Origin of the sequence: Demequina sp. TMPB413 (assembly GCF_020447105.2) — a bacterium.
In the GTDB taxonomy this organism is placed as follows: domain Bacteria; phylum Actinomycetota; class Actinomycetes; order Actinomycetales; family Demequinaceae; genus Demequina.
This window is the reverse complement of sequence record NZ_CP096184.1, coordinates 2,154,676-2,179,921: the sequence shown is the minus strand read 5'-3', so window position 1 is coordinate 2,179,921 and position 25,246 is coordinate 2,154,676. Positions and strand designations below refer to the sequence as shown.

The window sequence follows — 25,246 nt, the reverse complement described above, 5'->3', positions numbered from 1 at the left end:
GTGCGATGACGCCAGCGAGTGCAGCCGGGCGCGCCTAAGCGAGCGCGTCCCTGATGGCCACGAACGCGTCGAACGTGGTGCGGTTGAAATCGGCGCCCAACTGGTTGGGGATGGTCACCAACACCGTGTCGGCAGACATCACCGCGTCGTCGTCGCGAAGTTCGCGCACGATCTTGTCCACATCGCCCACGTAGGACTTGCCGAAGGTGCTGATCGAGTTGTCAATCTCGCCCACCTGGTCCCGGTTGGCGCCCATCGTGTCGCGCTCCAGCAGGGGGCCAAAGTAGGTCCTCGTGGCGTCGTCGATGATGGGCATGATCGAACGCGAGACCGACACGCGCGGCTCGCCCTCGTGACCGGCCTCGCGCCACGAGTCCCTGAACGCCTCGAGCTGCCTGTTCTGCACCACTCCGAGCGGCTCGCCTGTCGCCTCAAGCACCAGCGTGGAAGACATGAGGTGCATGCCGAGCGCGCCTACCCTGCGCGCGGACTCGGTATTGCCAGCTCCGTACCAGATGCGGTCGCTCAGCCCGGGGGACTGGGGAGTGATCGGCAGCAACTGCCCGCGCATCACGTGCGCCTGAGGGCCTGGCTCCGCGATGCCGACGCCGGAGATGGCTTCCCGAAAGCGCGCGATCCGTTCGGCGGCGTCTTCGGCGGGCGTCTTGCCAGCCGGCAACGGGTAGCCAAAAGACCCTGGGCCGTCGAGCGGCGCCTCTGGTGACCCTCGGGAGACGCCCAGGTGGAGGCGCCCGCCGGAAATGAGGTCGGCCGTCGCGGCGGCCTCCGCCATGTACAGCGGGTTCTCGTAGCGCATGTTGATGACGCCGGTACCCAGTTCCACACGGGAGGTGCGGGCTCCCATCGCAGCGAGCATCGGGAACGGGGAGGACATGTTCTGGTCGTAGTGGTGGATGCGAATCCACGCGCCGTCCATGCCAGCGTCTTCCGCCGCTTCCGCCAGCGCAATCGTGTCGTGCATGAGATCGGCAGGCGTGCGCACCTTCGACCCGGGCGCCTTCGAGTACCACCCGAACGAGAGAAAGCCGATGTTCTTCACGGCCGCATCCTTCCACATGAGTCGTTGACGCGTCACCGTCTGTGACAAGAACCGGCACGGAGTACCCACTATTCCCGTGGGCGCGACGATACGCTCGGCACATGATCTCGGTCCGGTCCGTGCGCGTCGATGACCCGCGAGCGGTCGCACTGTGGCAGGAGTTGTCGGCTGAGCTGGAGGAGCGCTACGGGGGGCCGGAAGTCCAGTTTCCGATCAGGCCCGACGGGCTGGTCCTGTCACTGCTCGCACTCACCGAAGACGATGAGCCCGTTGGCACCGCCGTGGTTCGCTGGTCGGTCTACCACCCTGATCGGCCCGGCACCGTCGAGATCAAGAGGCTCTTCGTGCGGCCGGAGCATCGCGGGAACGGCTACGCGCGGGTCATGATGGGCGCGATCGAGCGCGCGGCCTTCCGCGTCGGCGCCACGCGCCTCGTGCTCGAGACTGGCCAAGCCCAGCCTGAAGCTGTTGCGTTGTATCAAGGCATTGGCTACACCCGCATCCCGTCCTACGGCACCTACGCGGAGGACGCGCGATCGATCTGCATGGCGAAGGCGATACCCACCCGACTATTGGTGGTCAACGGTGCGATGGGGGCGGGAAAGACGGCAACGGCGTCGGCGATCAGGGACGTATTGGGTGAGGCAGGGGTGCGAGTCGCCTTCATCGATGCCGACGCCCTCTGCCAAGCCACACCCGAGCCGTCGAACGACCCCTACCAGCAGCATCTGCTCATGCTCGCTCTCGCCGCGATCGCGCCCATCTATCGAGCGCGCGGTTACGGCTGCGTGGTCGTCGCCAGGGTGGTGGAGGACCCCGACGATCGCGAGCGCTATGCGCGCGTCTTCGCGAGCCCCGCAGGCCCTGCGCAGGTCTCGGTGGTGAGGGTGGCGGCGACGGAGGAGACGCGCGCTGAACGCATCACGGCGCGGGAGCCGGAGGGCAAGTGGCGAGAGTTTGGCCTGCACCGCTCCCGCGAGCTCGACGAGATTTTGGAAGGCCTCGACCTCGACGACGCCGTTGTCACGACCGACGCGACAACGCGTGAGGACGTGGCGAGGCAGGTTCTCGACGCCGCGGGCTGGTGGATTCCCGGAACCGAGACGCTAGCTCAGTAGCGCGCGCTCCCAGACGTCGGAGTGGTCCCTGATCCACTGGGCGTCCGCCTGCCACACGGTGCCGATGCCGCGCTCCCACAGGTCCGTCCAAGGAGACACGCCCGTGGCACGCATCTTGTCCAGGTAGTCGTACATGCGCTTCGAGCGCATGGCCAGCAGCGGGACCAACGCCAGGCGCTCGGCGTCGTCAAGGCCATAGCCGTCGACGAGCCCGCGCAACCGCCTGGAGGCCTCGGCGATATCGGCGTCAGCTTGGTACAGCGGAGCGAAAGCGTGTGCCGCGTAGGCCACGTCCCACAAGCGGGTGCCTGGCCCAGCCGCATCCCAGTCGATCGCCACGAGCCTGCCGTCCCCGCGCACCACAATGTTCGAGGGCGCGATGTCGTGATGGACGATCAGGTCGCCACCTGGCGGGGGAAGGCCATCGAACCACAGCGCGTAGTCGGGCGGTTCGAAGCTTTCAAGGGCATCGTGCATGGCGCGCATGAAGCGGCCGATGCGCGCGGGGTTCAGCGCGTCCTCTGGGGCGTGCGGGTGATCCGCCCTCATTCCTGGTACGAACTCGACGAGGTGCCGGCCCCTGTCGTCCCAACCGAAAGAGCGCGGCGCGCCCGTGAACCCTGACTCTTCGAGGTGAAGCAGCAGCGCGTGAATCGCGCCCGTGTACGGATCGGGAGCGATCATGCGCACGTCCCGATGCCCGATGCGCTCTGGCAGGCGTGCCGCCTCGCGCTGGGCGCGGCGGTCGGCCTTCGTTGCCTCGCGAGCGGTGCGCTCGTGCTCTTCGCGAGCGGCGCGGCGCTGGCGGCGCGTGGGGCCAAGGTCGATGCGAGAAGGGGGGATAGGAGGGGACGTGGGCGCGGGAGGAAGGGACCGCGCAGAACGGTGCGGCATTGGCGCGGGCGGTGTTGGCGCGGTGGCGCGGGATGGCGGAAGTGCGGGCGAGGTCGGACGGTCGGCCTGGACGGGTGACGATGACGGTGTGGGTGGCGTCGGCCGGGAGGCCGGGGCGGGTGGTGCCACGTCCTGGCGTGTCGCCGCCGGTGGGTGAAAGTACGCGGCGGCCGAAGCCGTCCGTGCGGGTTGGCGAGGAGGTGCCTGCTGGCCATATGGAGTCGGCACCCGTGGCGTTTGCACGGGTGCGTCAGGAGCGGCTGCCGCGGGGGCCGCGTGCGCTACGGCAGGAAGCTGGCTCATGGCTCGGGCGGCCGCCGCCGGTGCCGGGACCCCTGCCAGAGCGCCGACCGCATGGTCTCTTCTCGCGGCGGCCACTGCCCTGCCAGCCCAGTCCTCGCGAGGTGGCCACGTCGGCTCGAGAATCCGCGGCGTCGGCCGTGGCCTGGGATGCCTCAGGAAGCGGTCGACCGACCACTCCCAACCGTCAAGGCTGTCCAACAGCCTGGCCTCCGAGTCGTCTTGACCGACGGCGTGGATGGCGAGTTGCCCACGCCAACCCGACTCGAGCAAGGCGTGAGTGACCCAGCGATCTCTGCTGCCCGCGCCAAAAGGCAAGATGACGCGGCCCGTCAACTCAGCCCCCGCGTCGGCGCCGCTCAGCATGACGGCCACGAGGTGTTCGTTCATGACCTTGAGGTGGTGGTCGAGGTCGGCGATCAGGTGGTGCGCGTGCTGGAGCCTCAGGCCAATGCCCACGTTGCCAAGGCCGCGGCGCGCGAGCTCCTTCACCACATCGACCAGGGTGCGCGGCTCGCCAGCCCACCCGCCGTGATTGGTGAGCACCACGCACATTCCATGGCCGCGCGCGAGCCGCGCAAGGCCAGAGAGATGATCGGCTGCGCGGCTCACCTCGGCCGCGTGAACCTCGGGCGACATGACGGCGGGAGCACCAGGTTGGCCGAAACCGATCTGGGTCCACAGATCCGGCGAGTGCCCGCGGCGCGCCGCCTCGGTGATGAGGGTCTTGATGGCGCCAGGGACGACGCCGAAGCGGCTGGCGTAGTCGGGCTCTTCGTAGGCTGGCATGGGCAGCGGGGTCCAGACTCCGGCGAGGTCGACGTGGTGTCTGCGCAGGGCGTCGAGTTCGGTCTCGAATGCGGCCAGATGTTCGTCTCGCCAGTCCCAGATGATTTTGCTCACGCCGATGCGGCGTAGCATCTGGGCGCGCTCATCGGGGCCGCGACGCAGGGCGTCATGGGCGACCAGGTGGCTTGCGGCCATCCGGTCTCGCTGGCACCAATCAGGAATCGCGACCTGAGACGGGGGGACAACGCGCGTCGGCAATGTCACTCCGAGACCCCCTTACCTCGTGTGCTCGAGATTCACGATAGACCGGGTGGCTCCCGCTGGAAAGGGCTCGCGGGCGAGATGAGCGAATTGCCCCGGTTTTGCCGCTACCAGCCCATTCGGGGCATTCTAGCCCGCGAGCGAGAAGTCGACAGCAGCCTTGGCGTGAAGGGCGAGGGCATCGAAGTAGGGAACGTCAACGTCCTCCGCAGTCAGCACCATGGGTATCTCGGTGCAGCCGGCGATCACGCCCTGGGCTCCGCGTGCGAGGGTCTCTGATGTGACTCGGCGCGCGAGTTCGCGGCCCGCAGGGGTCACGAGGCCGCGCGCGAGTTCGGTGTAGACGAGGTCGTGGATCGCCTGGAGGTCGGGCTCGTCGGGCACGACGGTGGTGACTCCGTGGCGCGCCATCCGGTCTCGATAGAACGGCATCCGCATGGTGAAACCGGTGCCCAAGAGAGCGACGGTGTCGAGTCCGGCTGCAGTAATCGCCTTCGCAGTCTCGTCGATCATGTGGATCACTGGCACGTCGACCGCGTCCTCGACTGCCGGGGCGACGATGTGCATCGTGTTGGCGCAAATGAGGATGGCCTCTGCGCCTCCCGCGACGAGCCACTGGGCGTCGGCCGCGAACAGGGCACCGAGCGCGTCCCAGTCGCCAGCCGCCTGAGTCTCGGCGATGTCGCCGAAGTTGTAGTGGCGGATCAGAAGGTCAGCCGTCTGGCCTGGCAGTGCCTCGGCGACTCCCTCGTGGATGAGCCGCTCATACTCGAGCGTCGAGTGCCACGTGATGCCGCCGAGCAGACCGATCTTGCGAGGTGAGGTGCGCATGCCTCCAGGCTAGGCGGGGCTGCAGGTGCCTGCGCGGTTTCGAGTGGCACCGGGCGGGCCGTGCCCCTGGCTCGCAAGCCCGCAGCCTTCCATCCAACTGGAAGGTTCGCGTACCATGGAGCCATGCGCATCGGCGAACTGGCTCACCAGACGGGCCTCACCACCAAGACCATCCGCTACTACGAGCAGATCGGTCTCATGCACGAGCCTGATCGGCATGCGAACGGCTACCGGAAATACGGAGATTATGCCGTCGAGCGCCTGCGTTCTGTTCGCGACGCCCAAGCGGCCGGACTCACCCTTGCCGAGGCTGGAGAGATTCTCGGCATGAAGGCTGCCGGCGAGTCCACGTGCAGCCACACCACGGAGATCCTTTCCCGCCATCTCGCCGACGTTGACGCGCAGATCGACCGGTTGCTGGCCACGCGCAATGAGCTGCGCGCCATGGCGGAGCGGGCCGAAGCCCTGGATCCGTCATCGTGCAACGACCCTGCTCGCTGCCAGGTCATCGGCGCCACGGCTGCGCAAGAAGGCTTGCGGCCGAGGCCTGCCTCTCACCAACGATTGCTCCCGCTCGCTTAGCGCGCGTGACGCGGACGTCGCGCTCCCGAGTCCGACTTGACCTTCCAGTCCAGGGGAAGGTTTAGCGTGGGTTCCACGCCCCGGTTCACGGTGCCGGCACGCAGAGAGGAACACTTCGCCATGACCACTGCCCATGAGATCCCCAGCATCGACGTCACCGTCGAGGGAATGACATGCGAAGGCTGCGCCAGCAAGGTCCGTTCGGCACTGACAGCCACCGACGGCGTCGTTGACGTCGACATCGATGTGGCGAGTGGACGCGTCGCCGTCCACCCCGACGGATCAGTGGACCGGGGCTCACTCGAATTCGCCATTGACGGCGCCGTGCACGACGCCGGCTACCGCGTGGTCTCCTAGTGCCAAGGGCCGCGGCCCTCGCTCAGCGACACCCAGAAGTACCTCACCGACGCAGACCTGTACTGGAGCAACCATGACCGCCACCGATGCCGAGTCGCACACGATCAATCTCGCCGTTGGCGGCATGACGTGTGCCGGTTGCGCCTCCACGATTCAGCGCGGCCTCGCGGTACTTCCAGGAGTCGAGGGTGCGGACGTCAACGTGGCCACCCGCCGCGCCACGGTCAACGTGGACGGCACGATCGACCCCGCAGAGCTCGAGGACATGATGAGGGCCGCGATCGCGGGCCTCGGCTATCAGGTGCTCACTCCGGCAAAGGGCGAGACCGCCCAGCCCGGCGCCGACGTCATGTCGCTGGCCGACGAACACGCCGCTCACCGCAGCGCCGATGCCGCGCGCATCGCCGACTACCGCCGCCGCTTCATCGTCGGCGCGGTTCTCACGATTCCCACGGTCCTGCTCTCGATGGTGCCCGCGTGGCAGTTCGCTGGCTGGGAATGGGTGATGGCCGCGCTCGCGACCCCTGTGGTGTTCTACAGCGGTTGGCAGTTCCACCGCTCGACCGTGATGTCCGCACGCCACCGCGCCACGACGATGGACACGCTCGTGACCGTCGGCTCGGTCGCGGCGTGGACCTGGTCGATGGTGGTTCTCCTGCGGGGCACAGGGCACGTCTACTTCGAGACGGCAGCCGTGATCGTCTCCCTCATCGTGTTGGGTAAGTGGCTCGAAGTCCGCTCGACGGCGCATGCCGGAGACGCGATCCGTGCCCTCAGCGCCCGCCAGAGCTCGACCGCGACCCTGGAAGACGGCACCGTCATCAGCCGCGACGACTTAGGGCTCGGCATGCGCTTCATCGTGCGCCCGGGCGAGACGATCGCCACGGACGGCCTGGTGGTCGAGGGCGAGGCCGCGGTCGATGCGTCGCTCATCACGGGGGAGTCCGCGCCCGTCGCCGCGCGCCCCGGCACCGAGGTGGTGGGCGGCACGGTCGCGGCCGACGGCTCGCTCACCGTTGAGGCCACCAGGGTTGGTGCGGAGACGATGCTTGCGCAGATCGCCCGGATGGTGGACGAGGCGCAGACAGGCAAGGCCCGCATTCAACGGCTCGCCGACCGCATCGCCTCCGTCTTCGTCCCCATCGTCATGGTGCTGTCGGTGAGCACGCTCGTCGGCTGGCTACTCGCGACGGGAGACGTCGACCAAGCATTCACCGCGGCGGTCGCAGTGCTCATCATCTCGTGCCCCTGCGCGCTTGGCCTTGCCACCCCGCTTGCCATCATGGTCGGCGTGGGCAGAGGGGCGCAGATGGGCGTGCTGATCCGCGGCCCCCAGGTTCTTGAAGACACGCGCGAGCTGCACACCGTGGTGCTCGACAAGACCGGCACCGTCACGGAGGGTCGGATGGCCCTGCTCGCCGAGCACGCTCCTGACCTCGATGCTGATCAGGCGGCCCGGCTGTTTGACGCCGCGGCTTCCGTGGAAGCCCGCTCGGAACACCCCATCGCCAAGGCCATCGCCGACGCCCACGAGCGCAAGCTGCTCATCAAGGGTTTCAGGTCCTCGCCAGGGCGAGGTGTCACGGCAACCGTGCGCGGCCTCGAACTTCCTGGCGCCGACGCTGCCGAGGACGCGATGACGGACGTCACGGTGGGCTCGCGCAGGCTCTTCGACGTCCTGCCAGCCGCTCTCGCCTCCTGGGCAGATGCCCAGGAGGAATCCGGAGCCACCGTCGTCTTTGTCGGCAGAGCAGCGCCCCTTTCCGGCGGCCTCCTTGGCGGTGCGGCCGACGCTGTGCCGACGCGCTCGGCGCTCGCCGCTGAGGGAGCGATCGCCGTACGAGACACGGTCAAGGCCACGTCCCGCGAGGCGATCGACGGCCTGAAGGCTCTCGGTCTCGACGTCGTGCTGCTCACCGGTGACAACGAGCGCGCCGCCCGCGCCGTCGGCGCCGAACTGGGTATCGACAGCGTCATCGCGGAGGTGCTACCAGGTGACAAGTCAGAGGTGGTGGTGGGCCTGCAGAAGGGCGGCCGCCGCGTGGTCATGGTGGGCGACGGGGTCAACGACTCGCCCGCCCTCGTCCAGGCGGACGTCGGCATCGCGATTGGCACCGGCGCCGACGTCGCCCGTGAGGCCTCCGACCTCACCTTGGTGACGGGCGACTTGCGAGGCGTCGCCGATGCGATCCGCCTGGCCCGCAAGACTCTCGGCACCATCCGCGGCAACCTGTTCTGGGCCTTCGCCTACAACGTCGTCGCGATCCCGTTGGCGGCCGCGGGGCTGCTCAACCCGATGATCGCCGCTGGTGCGATGGGCGCGTCAAGTCTGTTCGTCGTCGGCAATTCGCTGCGACTGCGCCGCTTCCGAGCGCGCGCGTAACCGGGCCGTGCGGGCCCGCTAGCAGTGCGGGTTCGGTGAGCAGGTGACGAGGGCGCCTAGACGGCCTCGAGCGCGCGTGCCAGGTCTTCGCGCAGGTCCTCGACATCCTCAAGTCCGATGCTGAGGCGCACCGTCGCAGCGCTCATGCCGACGGCCGCGCGCCCCTCGACGCCGAGCTTGCGGTGAGTAGTAGTCGCAGGGTGCGTCGCGATCGACTTGGCGTCGCCAAGGTTGTTCGAAATGTCGATCACCTGCAGCGCGTCCATGAAGCGGAACGCTGCGGCCTTGGCCTCATCGCCGTGAGGGTCGACGTCCTCGGGTAGCGCGATGTCGATCGTGACGAGCGTGCCGCCGAGCGTCATCTGTGACGCAGCGCGCTCGTACTGAGGATGCGAGGGCAGCAGGGGATAGCGCGTGACCGCGACCTGGGGATGGGCGTCAAGCCACGCGGCCAGGTCCACGGCCGACGCCGCCATCGCCTTGACGCGGATCGATAGGGTCTCGAGCGACTTGGCGAGCACCCAGGCCGCGAAGGGGCTCATCGTCGAGCCAATCGTGCGCACCATCGTGCGCACAGGGCCGTTGATGTACTCGCTCGAACCGAGCACTGCACCGCCAAGCACCCTGCCCTGGCCGTCGATGTGCTTGGTCGCTGAGTACACCACGGCGTCGGCGCCCAACTCGAGGGGCTTCTGGCCGACGGGCGTGGCGAACACGTTGTCCACGATGAACAGTGCCCCGGCCTTCTTGGCGAGCGCGGCCACGAACGGGATGTCAACCACGTCTTGCATCGGGTTGGTGGGGGACTCCACGTAGATGGCATCGGCAGGGGTGGCGAGCGCGCGCTCCCAATCGGCATTTACGTGGGCGTCGACGTAGTCGACCTGGATACCCCACTCGGCGAAGTACTCGTTGAAGACCGCAAGGGAAGAGCCGAACAAGGCACGTGCTGCGACAAGGCGTGAACCCTGGCGAAGGATCGAGGCGAGGGAGACGAACACCGCCGCCATTCCGGTGGCAGTAGCGAAGCAGGCATCAGCACCTTCGATGAGCGCCAACCGCTCCTCAAACGTCGTCACGGTCGGGTTGCCGTACCGGCTGTACTGGTAGCGCTCGATCTCGCCTGCAAACGCGGCCTCAGCGTTCGCGGCATTGGGGTAGATGTAGCCCTGCGTGAGAAACAGCGGCTCCGACATCTCGTCGAAGGCGGTCCGATGCAGCCCGCCGCGCACGGCGAGGGTGTCGGGACGAAGAGTGGTTGGCGGGGAGGGAACGGCGGGGGACGCGTCGTCTGTCATGCCCACAGGGTAGTGCCGACGCTTGGCCCTCACCTCATATGCGCACGGTGGTGGCGCCCGTGATGGCGGCGATGATCTCCTCGTAAGCGTCGTGGGGCGCGGTGAAGGAGCCATTGAGCCTGCCATGCCTCAAGACGTCGATGCGGTCGGCGACGGCACGGACGTCCGTGAGGTTGTGACTGATGAATACGACCCCTAGCCCAAGGCTCCGCAGGCTCTGAATGTGTGTGAGGACTTCGGCCGTCTGAGCAACAGAAAGCGACGCGGTGGGCTCGTCAAGCACGATGAGTTGAGGATCTCCCACGAGGGTCCTCGCGATGGCGACGCATTGGCGCTGCCCAGCCGACAGGTTTGACACGGGCGTGCGGGGCGAGGGGATTCGCGCATTGAGGCGCTCAAGGTAGTCGCGGGCGAGGGTCTCCATGAGTTCTTCCGCGAGCAGACCGTGTTCCCGAATCTCGCGTCCCAAGAAGATGTTCGCGGTGACGTCCAGGTTCTCCGCAAGCGCCAACCCTTGGAACACGGTGGCGATCCCTTTGGCTTGGGCGACGGCTGTGCGAGGCAGGGTGACCGCTTCTCCATTGATGCGGATGGTGCCGCGATCGGGCTCGTAAACGCCCGCAATGACTCGCGCAAGCGTCGACTTGCCCGCCGCGTTGTCGCCCACGAGCGCGACGATCTCATGGTGCTTGACTTCGAAGTCGACATCGACGAGGGCTTGGACGGCCCCGAAGGACTTGGAGATCTTGTTCATACGCAGCAGCGGCGGTGCGTTCATGGTGATGTCCCGTCTTGACTGTGGCCTCCCGGCGGTCATCATCGACCACCGGGGACGTGCGACAGATCCGCGGCCCGAGCAAGCGCCCCGTGAACTGGTGCGAGCGTGCCGAGCTCGCCTTGGCGTACTTCGAGCGGCTCTGTTCTGGAGATGAGAACGCGGCGATTCATCGCGGCGCGGATGGGGTCGAGCAGAATGGCGTCCGCCTGAGCCAGGTCCCCTCCGACGACGACGACTTCAGGATCGAAGGCGACCGCAAGGTTTGCCGCCGCGACACCGATCGCGGCACCGGCGTCGGCGACGACCTGCCTGCATCCGGGGTCTCCTGAGGAGGCGAGCTCCACGAGGTCGTGCAGCGACATCGGCCCGCGGCTGATGCGAAGCGAATCGATGAGCGCTTGCGCGCCCACCAGAGTGTCCAGGCAACCACGGCTCCCGCACTTGCAGATGGGCCCCTGCGGGTCGACGAGGGTGTGCCCAATCTCGCCCGCGTTGCCTCGCGCACCACGGTGGACCTCTCCGCCAATGATGAGTCCGGCGCCAGTGCCGTAAGACGCCCAGACGTACAACACATCGCGGAACCCTTTGGCCGCGCCGAAGCGCGTCTCGCCAAGTGCGCTCAGGTTGGCGTCGTTGTCGACGGCGACGGGTGCGGCGATGCGCGCGCTCACTACGTCCGCGATGGGCACGTCGGCCCAGCCCTTCATGAGGCCCTCATCGAGGATCATGCCGCGCTCAGGGTCGACAGGTGCTGGCAGGCCGATGCCGACGCCGAGGATCTCCGACGTCGTGGAGCCAAGCCCGTCCACTAGCTCCATCGCGAGCAGAGCGGTGCGGTCGAGCGTGGTGTCGAGACGATGGTCTGACGGGAGCGGGAGCGTCCGGTTGGCGAGGATCTCGAAGCGAGAATCGGCGACGGCCAACCTCAAGGCGCGGCTCCCGATGTGCGCTCCGATGAGCAGGCCCGACTTGTGAGCGAGCGTGACGAACTGTGCGCGCCTGCCGCTGCGGGTGGTGGTGCGAGTCTCGACGATGCCAGCGGCAAGGAGTTGCTTGACGATGGTGGAGACGGTTGCGGGGGACAAACCAGTGGCCTCTGCGAGCTCCACTTGAGTGATTCCGCCGAATCGTCGCACGGCCGCCAGCAGGCGGGCGCTATTCGCCTCGCGCAGTGCCGACTGCGACCCTGACGACAGCACGTGTCCCGCCACACGATGAGAGTACCCGGCGACGCCGACGCCGACTAGTGCTGAATTTGGAAAGCGAATCCATGAGACGGCGGGCTGGGGCTTGAGTTTGAGGCGCGACGTCAACGTTCGGACTTGGCCGCCTGGACGAAGAGGTCGGCGCGTAACCCTCGCCCCACGAGGCGGAAGGCGTCCTTGAGTCTCGCACGATGTGCTCTGCTCCCTTCGCGGTTCGTAACGAAATGGTTACGCCTGGGTTCGAGACTTGACGCCAACAGGCGACGGCAATAGCGTCTGAACCGGTACAAGACCCTGAACTATTACTCCGAGCTCGACGAAGCGTTGGGAGACGATGTGGCGACACACCACGTGACACTTGAGATGCGCTCTATCACCATGGAGTTTCCCGGTGTCAAGGCTCTAGACGATGTGTCCATCTCCGTGAGGCGCGGCGACATCCACGCCATCTGTGGGGAGAACGGCGCCGGCAAGTCGACGCTCATGAAGGTGCTCTCCGGTGTCTACCCTCACGGCACGTTTCAGGGGCAGATCGTCCTCGAAGGCAAGCACGTCGAGTTCCGCGACCTCAAGGCGTCCGAGCACGCAGGGATCGTGATCATCCACCAAGAGCTCGCGCTGATTCCAGAACTGTCCGTCACCGAGAACATCTTCCTCGGCAATGAAGTGGTACGCACAGGTCTCATCGACTGGGACGAGGCGCACATCCGCACGCTTGAACTGCTCGCCAGGGTGGGACTCTCGGTCGATCCCAACACGCCCATCAAGGCGCTCGGCGTGGGACAACAGCAGCTGGTGGAGATCGCCAAGGCACTGTCAAAGGACGTCAGGCTGCTCATCCTCGACGAGCCCACGTCGGCGCTGAACGAGGAGGACTCCGCCAACCTGCTTGATCTGTTGCGCGGCCTGAAGCAACGCGGGCTGACCTCGATCATGATCAGCCACAAGCTCAACGAGATCGCGGAGATCGCGGACGCGGTCACCATCATCAGAGACGGCGTGACCGTCGAGACCCTGCATGTCGAGAACGAGCCGCTCGACGAAGATCGCATCATTCGAGGCATGGTCGGCCGTTCGCTTGAGTCGCGCTTCCCGGCACACATCCCGAACATTGGCGAGAAGTTCTTCGAGGTCAGCGGATGGACGGTTGAGGACCCGCAGGTGTCTGGGCGTTTGGTGTGCAAGGGCTCCGACTTCTTTGTGCGCAGAGGCGAGATCGTGGGCTTCGCTGGTGTCATGGGCGCCGGGCGCACCGAGTTGGCGCGTTCCGTCTTCGGTCGCTCTTACGGCATCTACCGATCAGGCCAGATCTTTATCGATGGCAAGGCCGTGTCCATTCCCACTGTGCAGTCCGCGATCGCGCACGGCATTGCTTACGTTCCCGAGGATCGCAAGACCCTGGGCATGAACCTGCTCGACACCATTCGCAAGACGATCGTCGCGGCGGGCCTGCACAAGATCAGCCGTCTATCGATGATCGACGAAGAGGCCGAACTCATCGCCGCGGAGGAGTACCGCACGTCGTTGCGCATCAAGACTCCCAGCGTGAATGAAGGCGTGAACAAGCTCTCGGGTGGCAACCAGCAGAAAGTCGTGCTGGGCAAGTGGATGTTCACCGAGCCGGAGCTCCTCATTCTCGACGAGCCCACGCGTGGAATCGACGTGGGAGCCAAGTACGAGATCTACGGATTGATCCAGCGCCTCGCGAACGCGGGCAAGGGCGTCGTGGTCATCTCGTCAGAGCTTCCCGAAGTCATCGGACTCTGCGATCGCATCTACACAGTGTGCGAAGGCCGCATCTCCGGCGTGGTCGACCACGCAGACGCCAACCAAGAACGATTGATGCGCCTCATGACAACCACCACCGCAAGCGCTGCCTGACCGGCCTCGACACACAGAAGGAATATCAACGATGAACTCCTTTAAAAGCCTGTTTGGCGGAGACGTTCGCCAATTCACGATGCTGGGCGCGCTCGTAGCGCTGCTCTTGTTCTTTCAGGTGATGACCAATGGCAAGGTCCTGACCCCCACCAACATGGTGAACCTGATCAATGGCAACTCCTACGTGCTCATCCTCGCCATCGGCATGGTGATGGTGATCGTGGTTGGTCACATTGACCTGTCCGTCGGATCCGTCGCCGCGGTGACGGGCATCATCGTTGCGATGGCCATCCGCGACTGGGGCATTCCGTGGTGGATGGGGATGCTGCTCGGGCTCGGCGTGGGGGCCGCGATCGGAGCCTGGCAGGGCTGGTGGGTCGCGTACGTAGGGATACCAGGGTTCATTACGACGCTCGCAGGCATGATGCTTTTCCGAGGCGTGAACCAGTACATCGGCAAGTCAAACTCGGTGCCAGTGCCGGACGAGTTCCAGTTCATCGGTGCTGGCTACCTGGGTGAATGGGGGCCCAACACCGGGCTCAACAACTCGACGCTATTGCTGGGCATCCTCGCGGCGGCGTATGTGGTGTGGCACGAGTTGAAGGCGCGCAAGAAGGCCATCCGCATCGGTGCGCAACCCCAGAGCTACGCGATCGCTGGAACGCGCGCTGGCCTGCTAATCCTTGTCATCGCCTACATCACGTACCTTTTCGGCTCGGGCCGCGTGGGCACGTCTTTCCCGGTTCCTGGGCTTCTTCTGGTGGGGCTCGTGATCCTGTATCACGTGCTCACGCAGCGCACCGTGATTGGCCGCCACATCTTCGCCGTTGGCGGCAACCGTGTGGCGGCATCGCTCTCTGGAGTCTCCACGAAGCGCACGTACTTCTTCGTGATGATGAACATGTCAATTCTGGCGGCCGTCGCGGGAATGGTGTTCATCGGCCGCTCGACCGCGTCGGGCCCATTCGACGGCAACATGTGGGAGCTTGACGCGATTGCGGCCGTGTTCATCGGTGGAGCGGCCGTCTCCGGAGGTATCGGCACCGTCACCGGATCAATTATCGGTGGCCTGGTAATGGCGACGCTCAACAACGGGCTTCAACTCATGGGTGTCGGCTCGGACCGCACCCAGATCATCAAGGGCCTGGTGTTGCTCCTCGCGGTTGCCTTCGACGTCTACAACAAGCAGCAGGGCCGCCCATCGATCATTGGGCACCTCTTCAGGAGCAGGCCCGCGCTCCAAGATTCCGTGGACGGCGAGGCTGGGACGCCTGCCACCGTCGGACTGCGGACCGAAGCAGCGGCAGGCGCGGGTGCAAAGCCAGCGACCGCCGCTGTCCAAGTAGCGCATCCAACGGCGGATGCACAAGACAAAGAAGGTAGGACGTAATGCGCAAGACCCTTCCAGGGCTCATCGCCCTCGCGGCGGCGAGCACCCTCGCGCTCACCGCTTGCTCCTCAGACCGCGGAGAGACCGCGGCCGACGAACCGACCACCGGATCGACGGCCTCCGGCACCGAACTGTGCATTCCTGAGGGCGCCACCATTGGCGTCTCCCTCCCGCAAAAGACCTCCGAGAACTGGGTCCTTGCGGAGCAGCTCTTCAACGACGGCTTGGCAGAAGCGGGTTTTGAGCCGATCGTGCAGTTCGGCAACAGCGGTGTCACCGAGCAGCAGAACCAGATTGACGCAATGGTCGAGGCCGGCGCAAAGGTCATCGTCGTCGGCGCTATTGACGGCTCGCAGCTGGGTACCCAACTCGAGGCAGCCAAGGCAACCGGCGCCACCGTCATTGCTTACGACCGTCTGGTGAAGAACACTGAAGCCGTCGACGCGTACATCGCTTTCGACAACTACCAGGTGGGCGTCCTCCAGGGCACGGCGCTGCTGGAAGGTCTCGCCGAGCGTCAGGGCGACGGACCGTACAACATCGAGCTCATCGCCGGTTCTTCTGACGACGCGAACGCCATGCCGTTCTTTGAGGGCGCCATGAGCATTCTGGAGCCGAAGATCGAAGACGGCACGCTTACCGTCGTCTCCGGACAGACCACGTTCGAGCAGGTTGCCACGCAGGGCTGGAAGGCCGAGAACGCGCAGAAGCGCATGGACACGGTCCTCTCGGGCTTCTATGCGGGCGATGTCGCCCTCGACGGCATCCTGTCGCCAAACGACACCCTGGCACGTGCTGCGCTCGTTGCGGTCGCACAGGCAGGCAAGGACACTCCTGTCATCACTGGCCAGGACTCCGAAGTGGAATCGGTCAAGTCGATCGTCGCAGGCGAGCAGTACTCGACGATCTACAAGGACACCCGCGACTTGGTTGCTCAGACGATCGCGTCGATCGTTGAGCTCCAGAACTGTGGCGAGATCCCGATCAACGACACCGAGCAGTACGACAACGGCGTGAAGATTGTGCCCGCGTACCTGCTGGAGCCGAAGATCGTGACCCAGGCGAACGCTGCCGAGGTCTATGCGAACGACTCGACGCTTGGCCCCCTCACCGAGGGCTAAGTAGCAACGTCAGCACCGAAAGGGTCCTCGCGGCGCATGCCGTGGGGGCCCTTTCGCGTCCCCTCGACCTGGCGGGGAGCGTAGCGTGAACAGCATGCGGAAACGGTCGGCGGTGGCAAGCGCACTCGCGCTCCTCGCGACGGCGTGCGCGCCGTCTGGTAGCAACAGTTCGACCACCCTCGAATACCTCGTGCCTGGCGTGCGCGTCGAGGGCCCCGTGACACTCTTGGCGACCAATGTGGAGGAGCGCACCGATCAGAACGGTCGCTCGGTGATGACGGTGTGTTGGCAAGCCCGCTTTGGAGTCGACGACGAGACGGTCGAGGTGCCCTTCATGCCTCCGGCTGGCTACAGCGCATCACCCTCCGTGATGGCCGACCCCATGCACCCCGGCGAGAACTTCGACGGCCCAGCCATGCTCGACGCCGACGGCAACGCCGTGGGGTTCGCCGACACCGGCGTGATGGTGGCGGCGCAGTTCGAGGATGTCGAGGAACAGTCGCTACGCGAGGAGCACGAACGCTGCGGCTGGAACTCATTGCCGCTCGTCGCGGACGACCCTGGCGGAGTGATGGTCGACCCTGAGGGTCTCACCACCATCACCCGCATCTGTTCCTCAGACGCTGATCACATGCTGACAGCACAGGAGCGGGCGGCGCTACCGGGCGGCGGGATGCACGACTGCGTGGACACCCCTGTCGAGCCGGTCGACCCTGAGGTCATCGAGCCCTAGAGCAACCGCCGCCGTGCGCGGCAGCAGCCCGGTCCCGCGGGGAAGGGAGGTGCCCGCGGGACCAGGCTGCTAACGCCGGGAGACCACCTGAACGGTGATTCCCGCTTCGCTCGCCACTGGCGCATCGGGAGTTCCGGTAATCCGGATCACATGCGCAGTGCCATCGGGCTGGACCACCGGCATGGTCAGGTCCAGTTCTGGGGCAACGCCGTAGAGGCGCACGGTCAGTCCGTCGAGGTAGTCATAGTCGGGGCGGTCGGCGTGGGCGCCGATGCCGATGGCCGCACCTTCGCGTACGTACACGGGCAGCGTTTCGAAGCCGTGAACCTCGGTGAGCCAGCTTCCCCCAGGCACGGTCTCGCCCGTCCAGATGTTGGTCCACGTGCCCCGCGGCAGGTAGAACTGCACCTCGCCAGAGGCGGACATGACGGGTGCAACCAGCAAGTTGTCGCCCAGCATGTACTGCCGGTCGAGGTAGGCGACGGCCGGGTCATCAGGGAACTCGAAGAACATCGGCCTGGCCACGGAAACGCCCTTGGCCGCAGCGTCGGCGCTTGCCGCGTACAGGTAGGGCATGAGCGTGTTCTTGAACTGGGTGAACTTCGCGGTGATCGCGACGGCCTCCTCGTCGAACGCCCACGGCACCCTGTAGCTGTCGGAGCCGTGCAGGCGGGAGTGCGAAGAGAGCAGGCCGAACGCCGCCCACCGCTTGAACACGGCGGGGTCTGGGGTGCCTTCGAAGCCGCCGATGTCGTGGCTCCAGTAGCCAAAGCCGGACGACGCGAGGGACAGGCCTCCGCGCAGCGTTTCCGCCATCGACGGAAAGGACGACGTGTTGTCGCCGCCCCAGTGGACGGGGAACTGCTGGCCGCCGGCGGTGGAAGAGCGGGCGAAGAGCACGGCGTCGCGCTCGCCCCTTTCCTCAACGAGGAGCTCGAAGACCGCCTTGTTGTACAGCTGCGTGTACAGGTTGTGCATGACCATGGGATCGCTCCCGTCATGCCACACCACGTCTGTGGGGACGCGTTCGCCAAAGTCAGTCTTGAGAGCGTCGACGCCCTGGCTCAGTAGCGCACGCAACTTGTCCTGGAACCATGTGACAGCGTCGGGGTTGGTGAAGTCGACGAGCGCCATGCCCGCGACCCACCAGTCCCACTGGAACACGGAGCCGTCGACCCGCTTGACCAGGTAGCCCTTCTCCTTGCCCTCGGCAAACAGGGCCGAGCGCTGCGCGATGTAGGGGTTGATCCACACGCACACGTGCAGGTCGCGCTCGGTGTGGAGGCGGTGCAGCATGCCCTTGGGGTCGGGAAACACACGCGAGTCCCACTCGAGGTCTGTCCAGTTGAACTCGCGCATCCAGAAGCAGTCGAAATGGAAGACGCTTAAGGGGATGCCGCGGTCGCGCATCTCGTCCACAAAGGAGTTGACGGTCCCTTCGTCATAGTCCGTGGTGAACGAGGTGGACAGCCACAGTCCATAGCTCCACGCGGGGACCTCGGCAGGCCTGCCCGTGAGGCGCGTGTAGCGGTCGATCACGTCCTTGGGGGTGGGGCCGTCGATCACGAAGTATTCGAGGCCCTCGCCCGCCGTGGAGAACTGCACCCGCTCGACCGCCATGCTGCCCACCTCGAAGGACACGTGCTCAGGCTGGTTGACGAACACGCCATAGCCCTCGCTCGAGAGGTAGAACGGGATCGACTTGTACGCCTGCTCCGAACTGGTGCCGCCGTCGGCGTTCCACGTCTCGACCGTCTGGCCGTTCTTCACGAACGGGCCAAAGCGCTCGCCTAGGCCGTAAATGAGTTCGCCGACGCCGAGATCGAGTTGCTCGTGCACGTACGTCCTTGACGGGGCAAGGCCGGTGGTGGTCACCCCTGCCACGCCGGCTGGGTCGGTGGTGACCGGGGCACCGTCGGCGAGCGTGATGTAGCCCTGGGCCTTGTGGCCGGAGCCGGTGAGGCGCGTGTCGCCATGCCAGAACGACAGGTCCCAGGGAGCGCCACGCTTGATGACGGCGCGCAGGCCGCCGGCGGTGATGACGCCCTCATCGTCGGTGATCGACAGGGAGCCGGGCACCCGTTCCTCATTAACCTCGAAGCGGCGCGGCGTGTTCACGCCGGTGTGATGCTCGACGCGCACCTTGACCACGCCGTCGGCGACGGCAGTGATGGTGGTGGTGAGTACCGGCAGGTTGAGCACGTTGCCGCGCGTCTCGATACGTCTGGTGGGGGCCGTCACGACGATGCTGTCGCCATCCGCCATGATGTCGTACGCCTCTTGCGCGTAGGCGGCGGTGACTCCCGGTCGCAACTGCCAAAAACCGTCGGTGAACTTCATGGCTTACTTCACTGCTCCTGCGGTAATTCCCCTGGTCAGCGTGCGCTGGAAGATGAGGAAGAAGATGATGGTGGGAATGACGCTGATGAGGGTTCCCGCGACCAGCGTGGTGGTGTCCGTCTGGCGTTCGCCGTTGAGTTGCTCGAGCACGAGCGGCACCGTGAGCGAATCGTCCGTATTCAGGAAGGCCAGCGGCAAGAGGAACTCGTTCCACGTCCAGATGAAGAAGAAGACCATCAGGACGGACAGCGTCGGCTTCAGGATGGGCACGATGATCGAGCGCAGCGAGCGGAAGCGGGAGGCTCCGTCAACGGCCGCCGCCTCGAGGATCTCCTTGGGGAAGGTGCCCAGCAGGCTCGACAGCAGGTACGTGCCGAACGCCGACTGAATGACCGTGAAGGTGATGATGACGGACCACGGGTTCGAGAGCAGGCCCAAGTCGTCATAGAGCTTGAACAGCGGGTCGAACAGCATTTCCTGTGGCACCAAGTTGGCCATCAGGAACACGAGGATGAGCCACGTGCGGCCCTTCACGCGGCCGATGCCGATCGCGAAGGAGTTCAGGACGGAAAGGATCACCGCGAGGATGGCGACCATCCCGGAGATGAACACGGAGTTCCACAGCGCTCGCGGGAAGTTGTGGCCGCTCCAGAACGCCTGGATGCCGTCAAAGCTCAGCGCTTCAGGCAGTTCGAGCGGATTGGAGTTCGCGTAGTCGGCCGGCGACTTGAAGGCGTTGATCAGCAACAACAGCATCGGGAAGACCACGAGCAAGGCGCCTAGTGCCATGAGCACCAGCACGATCCACTCGCTGGTGGTGCGGCCGCGCTTCTTGTGCTTGGTGCCCGCAGGGCGGTGCTTGGTGCCCTGGCCGTTGAGGGTGGCGGGTGCGGTCGTCATGGCGCTCACGCATCCTTTCGTTCGGCGCGGGTCTGCGCCTTGATGAAGATCACGGACACGATGAAGACGACGATGGTGATGGACGACGCGATCGCGGCCGCGTAGCCCTTGTCGGTGCCGCTGATGAACTCTTGGTAGGCATAGAACGACGGCACGTAGGTGGACTTCGACGGACCGCCCCTGGTGAGAATGAAGACGGGCGCGAACACCTTGAGTGCCGCGATGGTGGTGGTGAGGCCCACCACGAACACCTCCGGCCGGATCATCGGCAGGGTGATGGCGCGGAAGCGCTGGAACCAGTTGGCGCCGTCGAGTTCCGATGCTTCGTAGAGTTCCGGTTCCACGCGCTGCAGCGCGGCCATGAAGATCACGACGGGGTAGCCGATCTGGATCCAGATCATCAGCACCATCGTGGAGATGATGGCGGTGCTGTATTGGCCTCCCAGCCAGTTCACCGCGACGTCGTCGCCGGTGAGGAAGCTGAGGAACTGGTTGAGCACGCCGTCGCTATTGGGCTTGAGGATCCAGCTGAACATCACGCCCGCTACCGCGATCGGCAGAATCTGCGGCAGGTAGTAGGTGGCGCGCAAGAAACTGGAGAGCTTGCCTCCGAATCGGCGGCCAACCACGTCAAACAGCGCGGCGGCGACCACGAGGCCAAGCAGCGTCGGGACGATCACCATGGCGACAATGACCAAGGCGATGTTCATGAAGGACTGCAGGTACTCGGAATCCTGGAAGAGCGCGGTCCAGTTCTCGAATCCGGCGAACTGCTCTTCCGCGCGACCGCCGCGCCAATGGAAGAAGCTCAGCCGGAGGTTGCGGATGATCGGGTAGAAGATCACCACGCCCACGAGGATGGCGCCGGGAATGAAGTACAGCCAGTAGCCGAGCTTCCCGCCACCGCGCTGCGGGATGCGGGGGGCGTCTTGGGGCTGCACCTGGCGCTTGGGGGTGCGGGTCATAGATGGCATGAGGGGTCCGTCTCCGGCGGGGGCCCTGGTGGTGAGACCAGGACCCCCGCACCTGAAGGGATGGTGTGACTATCGAACCGTCGAGACGTAGCTCTCGTAGTAGTTCTCGAGCTCAGACTGCGCCTGCTCGGGAGTGAAGGTGCCGTTGACCAGGCCCTGCATCACGCCGTTGAGGTCGCCGTAGAAGCTGGGGGTCGGCCAGTCGGGGTAGAAGGACAGGCCGTCGCGGTCGTTGACCTCGTTGAACAGGCCGATGAGTGCCTGAGCGTCGGGGTCTTGAACGTCCTCGGTGTTGGCCGCGACCGGCAGTCCGCCTGACTCGCCCAGCAGTGCCTGGACTTCGGGGCTCATCGTGATGTCGATGAAGATCTCCGCAAGTTCAGGCTGCTTCGACTCGACGGGGATGACCCAGATGTTGCCACCTGAACCGGGCGTGAGGGTGGTGCCAGGCCAGTTGGTGATGCCCACGGTGAAGTCGGTGACGTCGGACAGCATGCGTCCGTACCACCACGAACCCGAGTAGAACATCGGGACCTCGCCGTTGATGAACTGCAGGCCTGCGTCCTCGGCGGTGAGGCCGGAGACCTCGCTGCTGATGTAGCCGTTGCTGACCCAGTCGCTGAGGGTTTCGGTGGCGTAGGAGATCTCCTCGCCCTGCCAGTTCACTTCCTCCGTGTACAGCTGGTAAGCGTTCACGAAGTCGCGGTCTGCCTGGCTCAGCGCAAGTTGGTACCAGAGCTGCCCCATGGGGTATTCCTGAGCCGACGTCGTCAGCGGCGTGATGCCGTTGTCAACGAAGGTCTGCATGGCTGCCTCGAGGTCTTCCTGGGAGGTGGGCACCTCGATGCCGTACTCCTCGAACATCTCGGTGTTGTAGTACATGAAGACAAACTCGCCGTAGTTGGGGACGCCGTAGAAGCTTCCCGATCCCATGACGCCGTCTTCGTTGTACTTGGCGATCGTGTCGACGCCAGCGCCCAATTTGTCGGCCCAGCCGTACTTGGCGTAGGCGTCGTCCAGGTTTTGGATCACGCCGATGGCCGCAAGCTGGCCAGCGGTGCCGTTGCCCTTGTTGTACTCGGACACGTCTGGTGCGTCTGAGGAGTCGAAGAGCTGCTCTGCCGAGGCGTTGAGGTCCTCGAATGCGGTGGTCTGCAGGTCGACGGTCGCGCCGGTCTGCTCCTCGAACATCTCGATCGCGAGGTTCCAGGCCTTGCCCATGGCCGACTCGTCGCCCTCGTAGTGCATGACCTTGAGCGTCTCGCCGGAGAAGTCGGCTTCGCCGCCTGCCCCCGTGGGTGCGGTTGTGTCGTCCGAGTCGCCGGACGAGCATGCCGCGAGTGTCAGTGCACCGACGGCGACGAGCGCCCCCATGGTGCGGTTCCTGTACTTCATGGGATTCCTACCTCCTTGTAGTGGCCCGAGGGCCGTGGGGTTCGCAGGCGACATCAATCGAAGCGCTTCGACGAAGCCGACGATTCTACGACGATGCTGTGGGTGGAGCATCATCTGGCCTGCAGGGATGCGGCAGCGGGCGCAGGTGCGACCGAGCCTTGGGATTGATAGATCGGGGTGACGAGGGTGACGCCCTGAGATGGCGCCTTCCCCTCGAGGAGGTCGACAAGGATGTCGACGGCAACGGGGCAGGTGAGCCGGGGGTCCAACGGAAGCGTGTCGTAGGGAAGCGGCGTGCGCGCCATGACGGGGGTCATTCCCGCCGCGATGACCGAGACGTCCTTTGGCACGCTCAAGGCGCGAGCGGCCAGGGCTGCCTGAAGGGACTGGGCGACCGCGTTGGCCGTGCTGAGCACGATGCCGGTCATGCCTGGTGCCGCGGCGAACAGATCGTCGAGCACCGGGGCGGCGTCGTCGGTCTCTGGGTACGCAACGGCGTACTCAATGCCGCAGGCCTGCGCGTAGCGCTCAAACTCATGGACGACGCGCAGGGGGTAGTTGGATTCCCGCTCTAGCGTCTCGCGGTGCTGGCTGACCAGGCCGATGCTGCGGTGTCCCGCCTCGATGAGAGTGTCGATCGAGGTCCTGATCGCGGCTTCGAAGTCGAGGTCCACGCACACCAGGCCCTCGGTGTCCTCGGGCACGCCGATGAAGACGACGGGACAGCTGAGCTTGCGGGCCAGCGTGGCGCGTTCGTCGTGGGCGGCGACGTCGAGCACGATGATGCCGTCGGCGAGAGCGGTCGCGGCGGATCGACGCATGCCTTGCTGGGCATCGTCGTGGACGAGCAGCAGAGTGTCGTAGTCGTGGGTGCGCGCCGCGATGGTGACCTCCATGGCGAAGGCCATGTGAGCGGAGGGATCAGTGTCGGGGTGCAGCGGCGCCGTGACGGCGATGACTTCAGAGCGGTTGGCGGCCAAGGCCCTTGCCGACGCTCGTGGTGCGTAGTCGAGAGCCAGGCAGGCTGCCTCGATCCTGGCGCGAGTATCGGCGCTGACCTTGCGCTTGCCGGAAAGGGCATAGGACACCGTCGAGATCGCTACGCCCGCCTCGCGGGCGACGTCGTCGATCGTTGCCATGTCCTGACCTCATCGTCATAGTGGAGCGCTCGTGAGCCGGCAGTTCGCCGAAATCGTCGAAGCGCTTCGATATCGCTTGTCAATGACAATAGGACGGTCGCGCGGCGGAAAGCAACAGGGTTGCAGAATCGTTATCAAACCGGTTCGAGCGGTGCGGGGCTCGTGGCGCAGATGCGGCAAGGCGAAGGCCCTGGTACGCGGCCGGGGCGGGAGGTCGCTGACACAGCGAGGGCTGTTGTCAGCCCTGACGCCACGGGAGACCGGCGGCCTTCCAACCCTGCACGCCGCGGTGACCATCGACGTCGGGACCGCCCTCGAAGCCATCCAGGATGTTGTACGCAGGACCCATGCCCGCCGCAGTCGCGGCCGCAGCCGCCCCCATGCTGCGCTGGCCAGAACGGCACAAGAAAAGAAGGGGAGCGCCGGTATCTGGGACGATCCCAGCGTCGGCGAGCTCCTCGAGGAAGCCGTGGTTGGGCGCCCCTCCCGGGTAATTGATCCACTCGACAAAGAGGGGCTCCCTGCCCGTCTCGGAGGTGTCCGGTACGCCAACAAACCGCCACTCGGCTTCGGTGCGCACATCCACCAATACCGCTGCGGGGTTGTCTAGCAACATCTCCCAAGCCTGCTGGGGCGTGATGTCGCCCTCGTACTCGGCCATGAGCCCTCCTCCACGTTGAGTGTCGAACACAGTCTAGGGAGACGGGCTCCCTGGGGCTAGAAAGTTTTCGAAGCGGTGACGGGAGGCAGGGCTGACCAGGGGAAGGTGATCCACTTGTCGGTGCGCTTCCAGACGTAGTCGGGCTCGATGACCGAGCGCGCCTTCGCATACAGGGTGACGGTGCGTACCTCGCCAGCGTGTTGCTCCATGAGCGTCTTGACCAAGGCGAGGGTTTCGCCCGTGTCGGCCACGTCGTCGGCGATCAATACCTTGAGGCCCTGCATGTACTCGGTATCGAGCAGCGGCGGCAGGATGATGGGCGCTGGCAGGCGCTCGTCGATGTCCGTGTAGAACTCGACGTTCATGGTGCCGACGCCCTTGGTGCCGAGCGCGTAGGCAAGCGCGCCGCCGACGGGGAGACCGCCGCGGGCGATGGCCACTACGACGTCGGGCTGGAAACCCGAGTCCGCGACCGCCTGGGCGAGGTCGCGGGAGGCATCGCCGAAGCCCTGCCAGGCGAGGATCTCGCGGTCTTGCTCTGACATGGGGCTCCTCACGGTGGGGTGAAGCGAGACTACCCGGGGGGAGGCAGGACCTGTCTACGCGGCCCGTCGCGCCAGCACCACATATGGACGCTCGGCGCGCGCGTGCCGTGCGGGTTCGGCCGCACCCGTGGATTTGTGGTGCTCCCGCGACGGTCTGGCCGCTCCTCACTCGACGGCGCAGCGCCATCGGCGCGACCCAATTCGTTTCGGAGTGTGAAGAACTCACTACCGCGATGACCGTCTGTGCACCCCTGCGGCGGACGAATTGGCCCCGTGCGCGTGGCGTAGTGAGTTCTTGACGCGATGCCGCT

Annotated in this window: 21 protein-coding genes; 8 read left to right on the top strand and 13 right to left on the bottom strand. The window is 65.7% G+C overall.

Annotated elements, in window-relative coordinates:
• Positions 1 to 34: 34 nt before the first annotated feature.
• On the bottom strand, positions 35 to 1,060 hold the full coding sequence (locus tag LGT36_RS10375; protein ID WP_226097114.1) for an LLM class flavin-dependent oxidoreductase: 1,026 nt from the start codon (positions 1,058 to 1,060) through the stop codon (positions 35 to 37).
• A gap of 101 nt (positions 1,061 to 1,161) precedes the next feature.
• On the opposite strand from LGT36_RS10375, the gene LGT36_RS10370 reads away from it, so the two are divergent.
• Positions 1,162 to 2,178, top strand: coding sequence for a GNAT family N-acetyltransferase (locus LGT36_RS10370; RefSeq protein WP_226097113.1), 1,017 nt, complete (start codon positions 1,162 to 1,164; stop codon positions 2,176 to 2,178).
• Here LGT36_RS10370 and LGT36_RS10365 read toward each other — a convergent pair.
• Together LGT36_RS10365 and LGT36_RS10360 are read right to left on the bottom strand one after the other, a co-directional pair.
• Complete coding sequence (locus LGT36_RS10365; RefSeq protein WP_226097112.1) at positions 2,167 to 4,356, bottom strand: phosphotransferase; 2,190 nt, start codon at positions 4,354 to 4,356, stop codon at positions 2,167 to 2,169. The genes LGT36_RS10370 and LGT36_RS10365 overlap by 12 nt on opposite strands.
• Positions 4,357 to 4,551: 195 nt before the next feature.
• A complete protein-coding gene (locus LGT36_RS10360; RefSeq protein ID WP_226097111.1) occupies positions 4,552 to 5,253 on the bottom strand; it encodes an aspartate/glutamate racemase family protein in 702 nt (233 codons plus the stop codon).
• Between the two features lie 123 nt (positions 5,254 to 5,376).
• On the opposite strand from LGT36_RS10360, the gene LGT36_RS10355 reads away from it, so the two are divergent.
• The 3 genes from LGT36_RS10355 to LGT36_RS10345 all read left to right on the top strand — a co-directional run bounded on the left by LGT36_RS10355 (position 5,377) and on the right by LGT36_RS10345 (position 8,575).
• On the top strand, positions 5,377 to 5,835 hold the full coding sequence (locus LGT36_RS10355; RefSeq protein WP_226264374.1) for a MerR family transcriptional regulator: 459 nt from the start codon (positions 5,377 to 5,379) through the stop codon (positions 5,833 to 5,835).
• 120 nt (positions 5,836 to 5,955) lie between these two features.
• On the top strand, positions 5,956 to 6,192 hold the full coding sequence (locus LGT36_RS10350) for a heavy metal-associated domain-containing protein (RefSeq protein ID WP_226095133.1): 237 nt from the start codon (positions 5,956 to 5,958) through the stop codon (positions 6,190 to 6,192).
• A 73-nt stretch (positions 6,193 to 6,265) separates the two neighbouring features.
• Entirely contained in the window at positions 6,266 to 8,575 is a 2,310-nt protein-coding gene (locus tag LGT36_RS10345) for a cation-translocating P-type ATPase (RefSeq protein WP_226095134.1), read from the top strand.
• A gap of 56 nt (positions 8,576 to 8,631) precedes the next feature.
• On the opposite strand, the gene LGT36_RS10340 is transcribed toward LGT36_RS10345, so the two are convergent.
• From LGT36_RS10340 to LGT36_RS10330, 3 genes are read right to left on the bottom strand one after another with little or no spacing between them, the layout of a single operon-like run.
• Positions 8,632 to 9,873 carry an O-succinylhomoserine sulfhydrylase gene (locus LGT36_RS10340; RefSeq protein WP_226095135.1) on the bottom strand — a complete coding sequence of 414 codons (1,242 nt, stop codon included), beginning with the start codon at positions 9,871 to 9,873 and terminating at the stop codon, positions 8,632 to 8,634.
• A gap of 34 nt (positions 9,874 to 9,907) precedes the next feature.
• On the bottom strand, positions 9,908 to 10,651 hold the full coding sequence (locus LGT36_RS10335; RefSeq protein ID WP_226095136.1) for an ATP-binding cassette domain-containing protein: 744 nt from the start codon (positions 10,649 to 10,651) through the stop codon (positions 9,908 to 9,910).
• 38 nt (positions 10,652 to 10,689) lie between these two features.
• Positions 10,690 to 11,862: an ROK family transcriptional regulator gene (locus LGT36_RS10330; RefSeq protein ID WP_226264485.1), complete on the bottom strand. Its 1,173-nt coding sequence runs from the start codon at positions 11,860 to 11,862 to the stop codon at positions 10,690 to 10,692.
• Positions 11,863 to 12,219: 357 nt separating this feature from the next.
• Between LGT36_RS10330 and mmsA the strand changes: the two genes are divergently transcribed.
• The 4 genes from mmsA (at position 12,220) to LGT36_RS10310 (ending at position 16,981) form a co-directional block, all read left to right on the top strand.
• The gene (gene mmsA, locus LGT36_RS10325) at positions 12,220 to 13,737 is read left to right on the top strand and encodes a multiple monosaccharide ABC transporter ATP-binding protein (RefSeq protein WP_226095059.1); all 1,518 of its coding nucleotides are present in this window, start codon (positions 12,220 to 12,222) and stop codon (positions 13,735 to 13,737) included.
• Positions 13,738 to 13,768: 31 nt separating this feature from the next.
• Positions 13,769 to 15,127, top strand: coding sequence for a multiple monosaccharide ABC transporter permease (gene mmsB, locus LGT36_RS10320; RefSeq protein ID WP_226095060.1), 1,359 nt, complete (start codon positions 13,769 to 13,771; stop codon positions 15,125 to 15,127).
• Positions 15,127 to 16,248: a sugar-binding protein gene (locus LGT36_RS10315; RefSeq protein ID WP_226095064.1), complete on the top strand. Its 1,122-nt coding sequence runs from the start codon at positions 15,127 to 15,129 to the stop codon at positions 16,246 to 16,248. The genes mmsB and LGT36_RS10315 overlap by 1 nt, the downstream gene beginning before the upstream one ends.
• Positions 16,249 to 16,342: 94 nt before the next feature.
• On the top strand, positions 16,343 to 16,981 hold the full coding sequence (locus LGT36_RS10310; protein ID WP_226095065.1) for a hypothetical protein: 639 nt from the start codon (positions 16,343 to 16,345) through the stop codon (positions 16,979 to 16,981).
• A gap of 69 nt (positions 16,982 to 17,050) precedes the next feature.
• Here LGT36_RS10310 and yicI read toward each other — a convergent pair whose 3' ends face one another.
• The 7 genes from yicI to LGT36_RS10275 all read right to left on the bottom strand — a co-directional run bounded on the left by yicI (position 17,051) and on the right by LGT36_RS10275 (position 24,935).
• Positions 17,051 to 19,321 carry an alpha-xylosidase gene (gene yicI, locus LGT36_RS10305; RefSeq protein ID WP_226264484.1) on the bottom strand — a complete coding sequence of 757 codons (2,271 nt, stop codon included), beginning with the start codon at positions 19,319 to 19,321 and terminating at the stop codon, positions 17,051 to 17,053.
• 3 nt (positions 19,322 to 19,324) lie between these two features.
• The gene (locus tag LGT36_RS10300; protein WP_226094833.1) at positions 19,325 to 20,221 is read right to left on the bottom strand and encodes a carbohydrate ABC transporter permease; all 897 of its coding nucleotides are present in this window, start codon (positions 20,219 to 20,221) and stop codon (positions 19,325 to 19,327) included.
• 5 nt (positions 20,222 to 20,226) lie between these two features.
• The gene (locus LGT36_RS10295; protein ID WP_226094835.1) at positions 20,227 to 21,195 is read right to left on the bottom strand and encodes a carbohydrate ABC transporter permease; all 969 of its coding nucleotides are present in this window, start codon (positions 21,193 to 21,195) and stop codon (positions 20,227 to 20,229) included.
• Positions 21,196 to 21,264: 69 nt separating this feature from the next.
• The gene (locus tag LGT36_RS10290; RefSeq protein WP_226094837.1) at positions 21,265 to 22,590 is read right to left on the bottom strand and encodes an ABC transporter substrate-binding protein; all 1,326 of its coding nucleotides are present in this window, start codon (positions 22,588 to 22,590) and stop codon (positions 21,265 to 21,267) included.
• A gap of 110 nt (positions 22,591 to 22,700) precedes the next feature.
• A complete protein-coding gene (locus LGT36_RS10285) occupies positions 22,701 to 23,729 on the bottom strand; it encodes a LacI family DNA-binding transcriptional regulator (RefSeq protein ID WP_248642068.1) in 1,029 nt (342 codons plus the stop codon).
• Positions 23,730 to 23,967: 238 nt separating this feature from the next.
• Positions 23,968 to 24,390, bottom strand: a complete 423-nt coding sequence (locus tag LGT36_RS10280; RefSeq protein ID WP_226094611.1) for a rhodanese-like domain-containing protein — start codon at positions 24,388 to 24,390, stop codon at positions 23,968 to 23,970.
• A 56-nt stretch (positions 24,391 to 24,446) separates the two neighbouring features.
• Positions 24,447 to 24,935 (bottom strand): phosphoribosyltransferase, encoded by a 489-nt coding sequence (locus tag LGT36_RS10275; RefSeq protein WP_226264415.1) that lies wholly within the window; start codon positions 24,933 to 24,935, stop codon positions 24,447 to 24,449.
• Between the last annotated feature and the right edge of the window lie 311 nt (positions 24,936 to 25,246).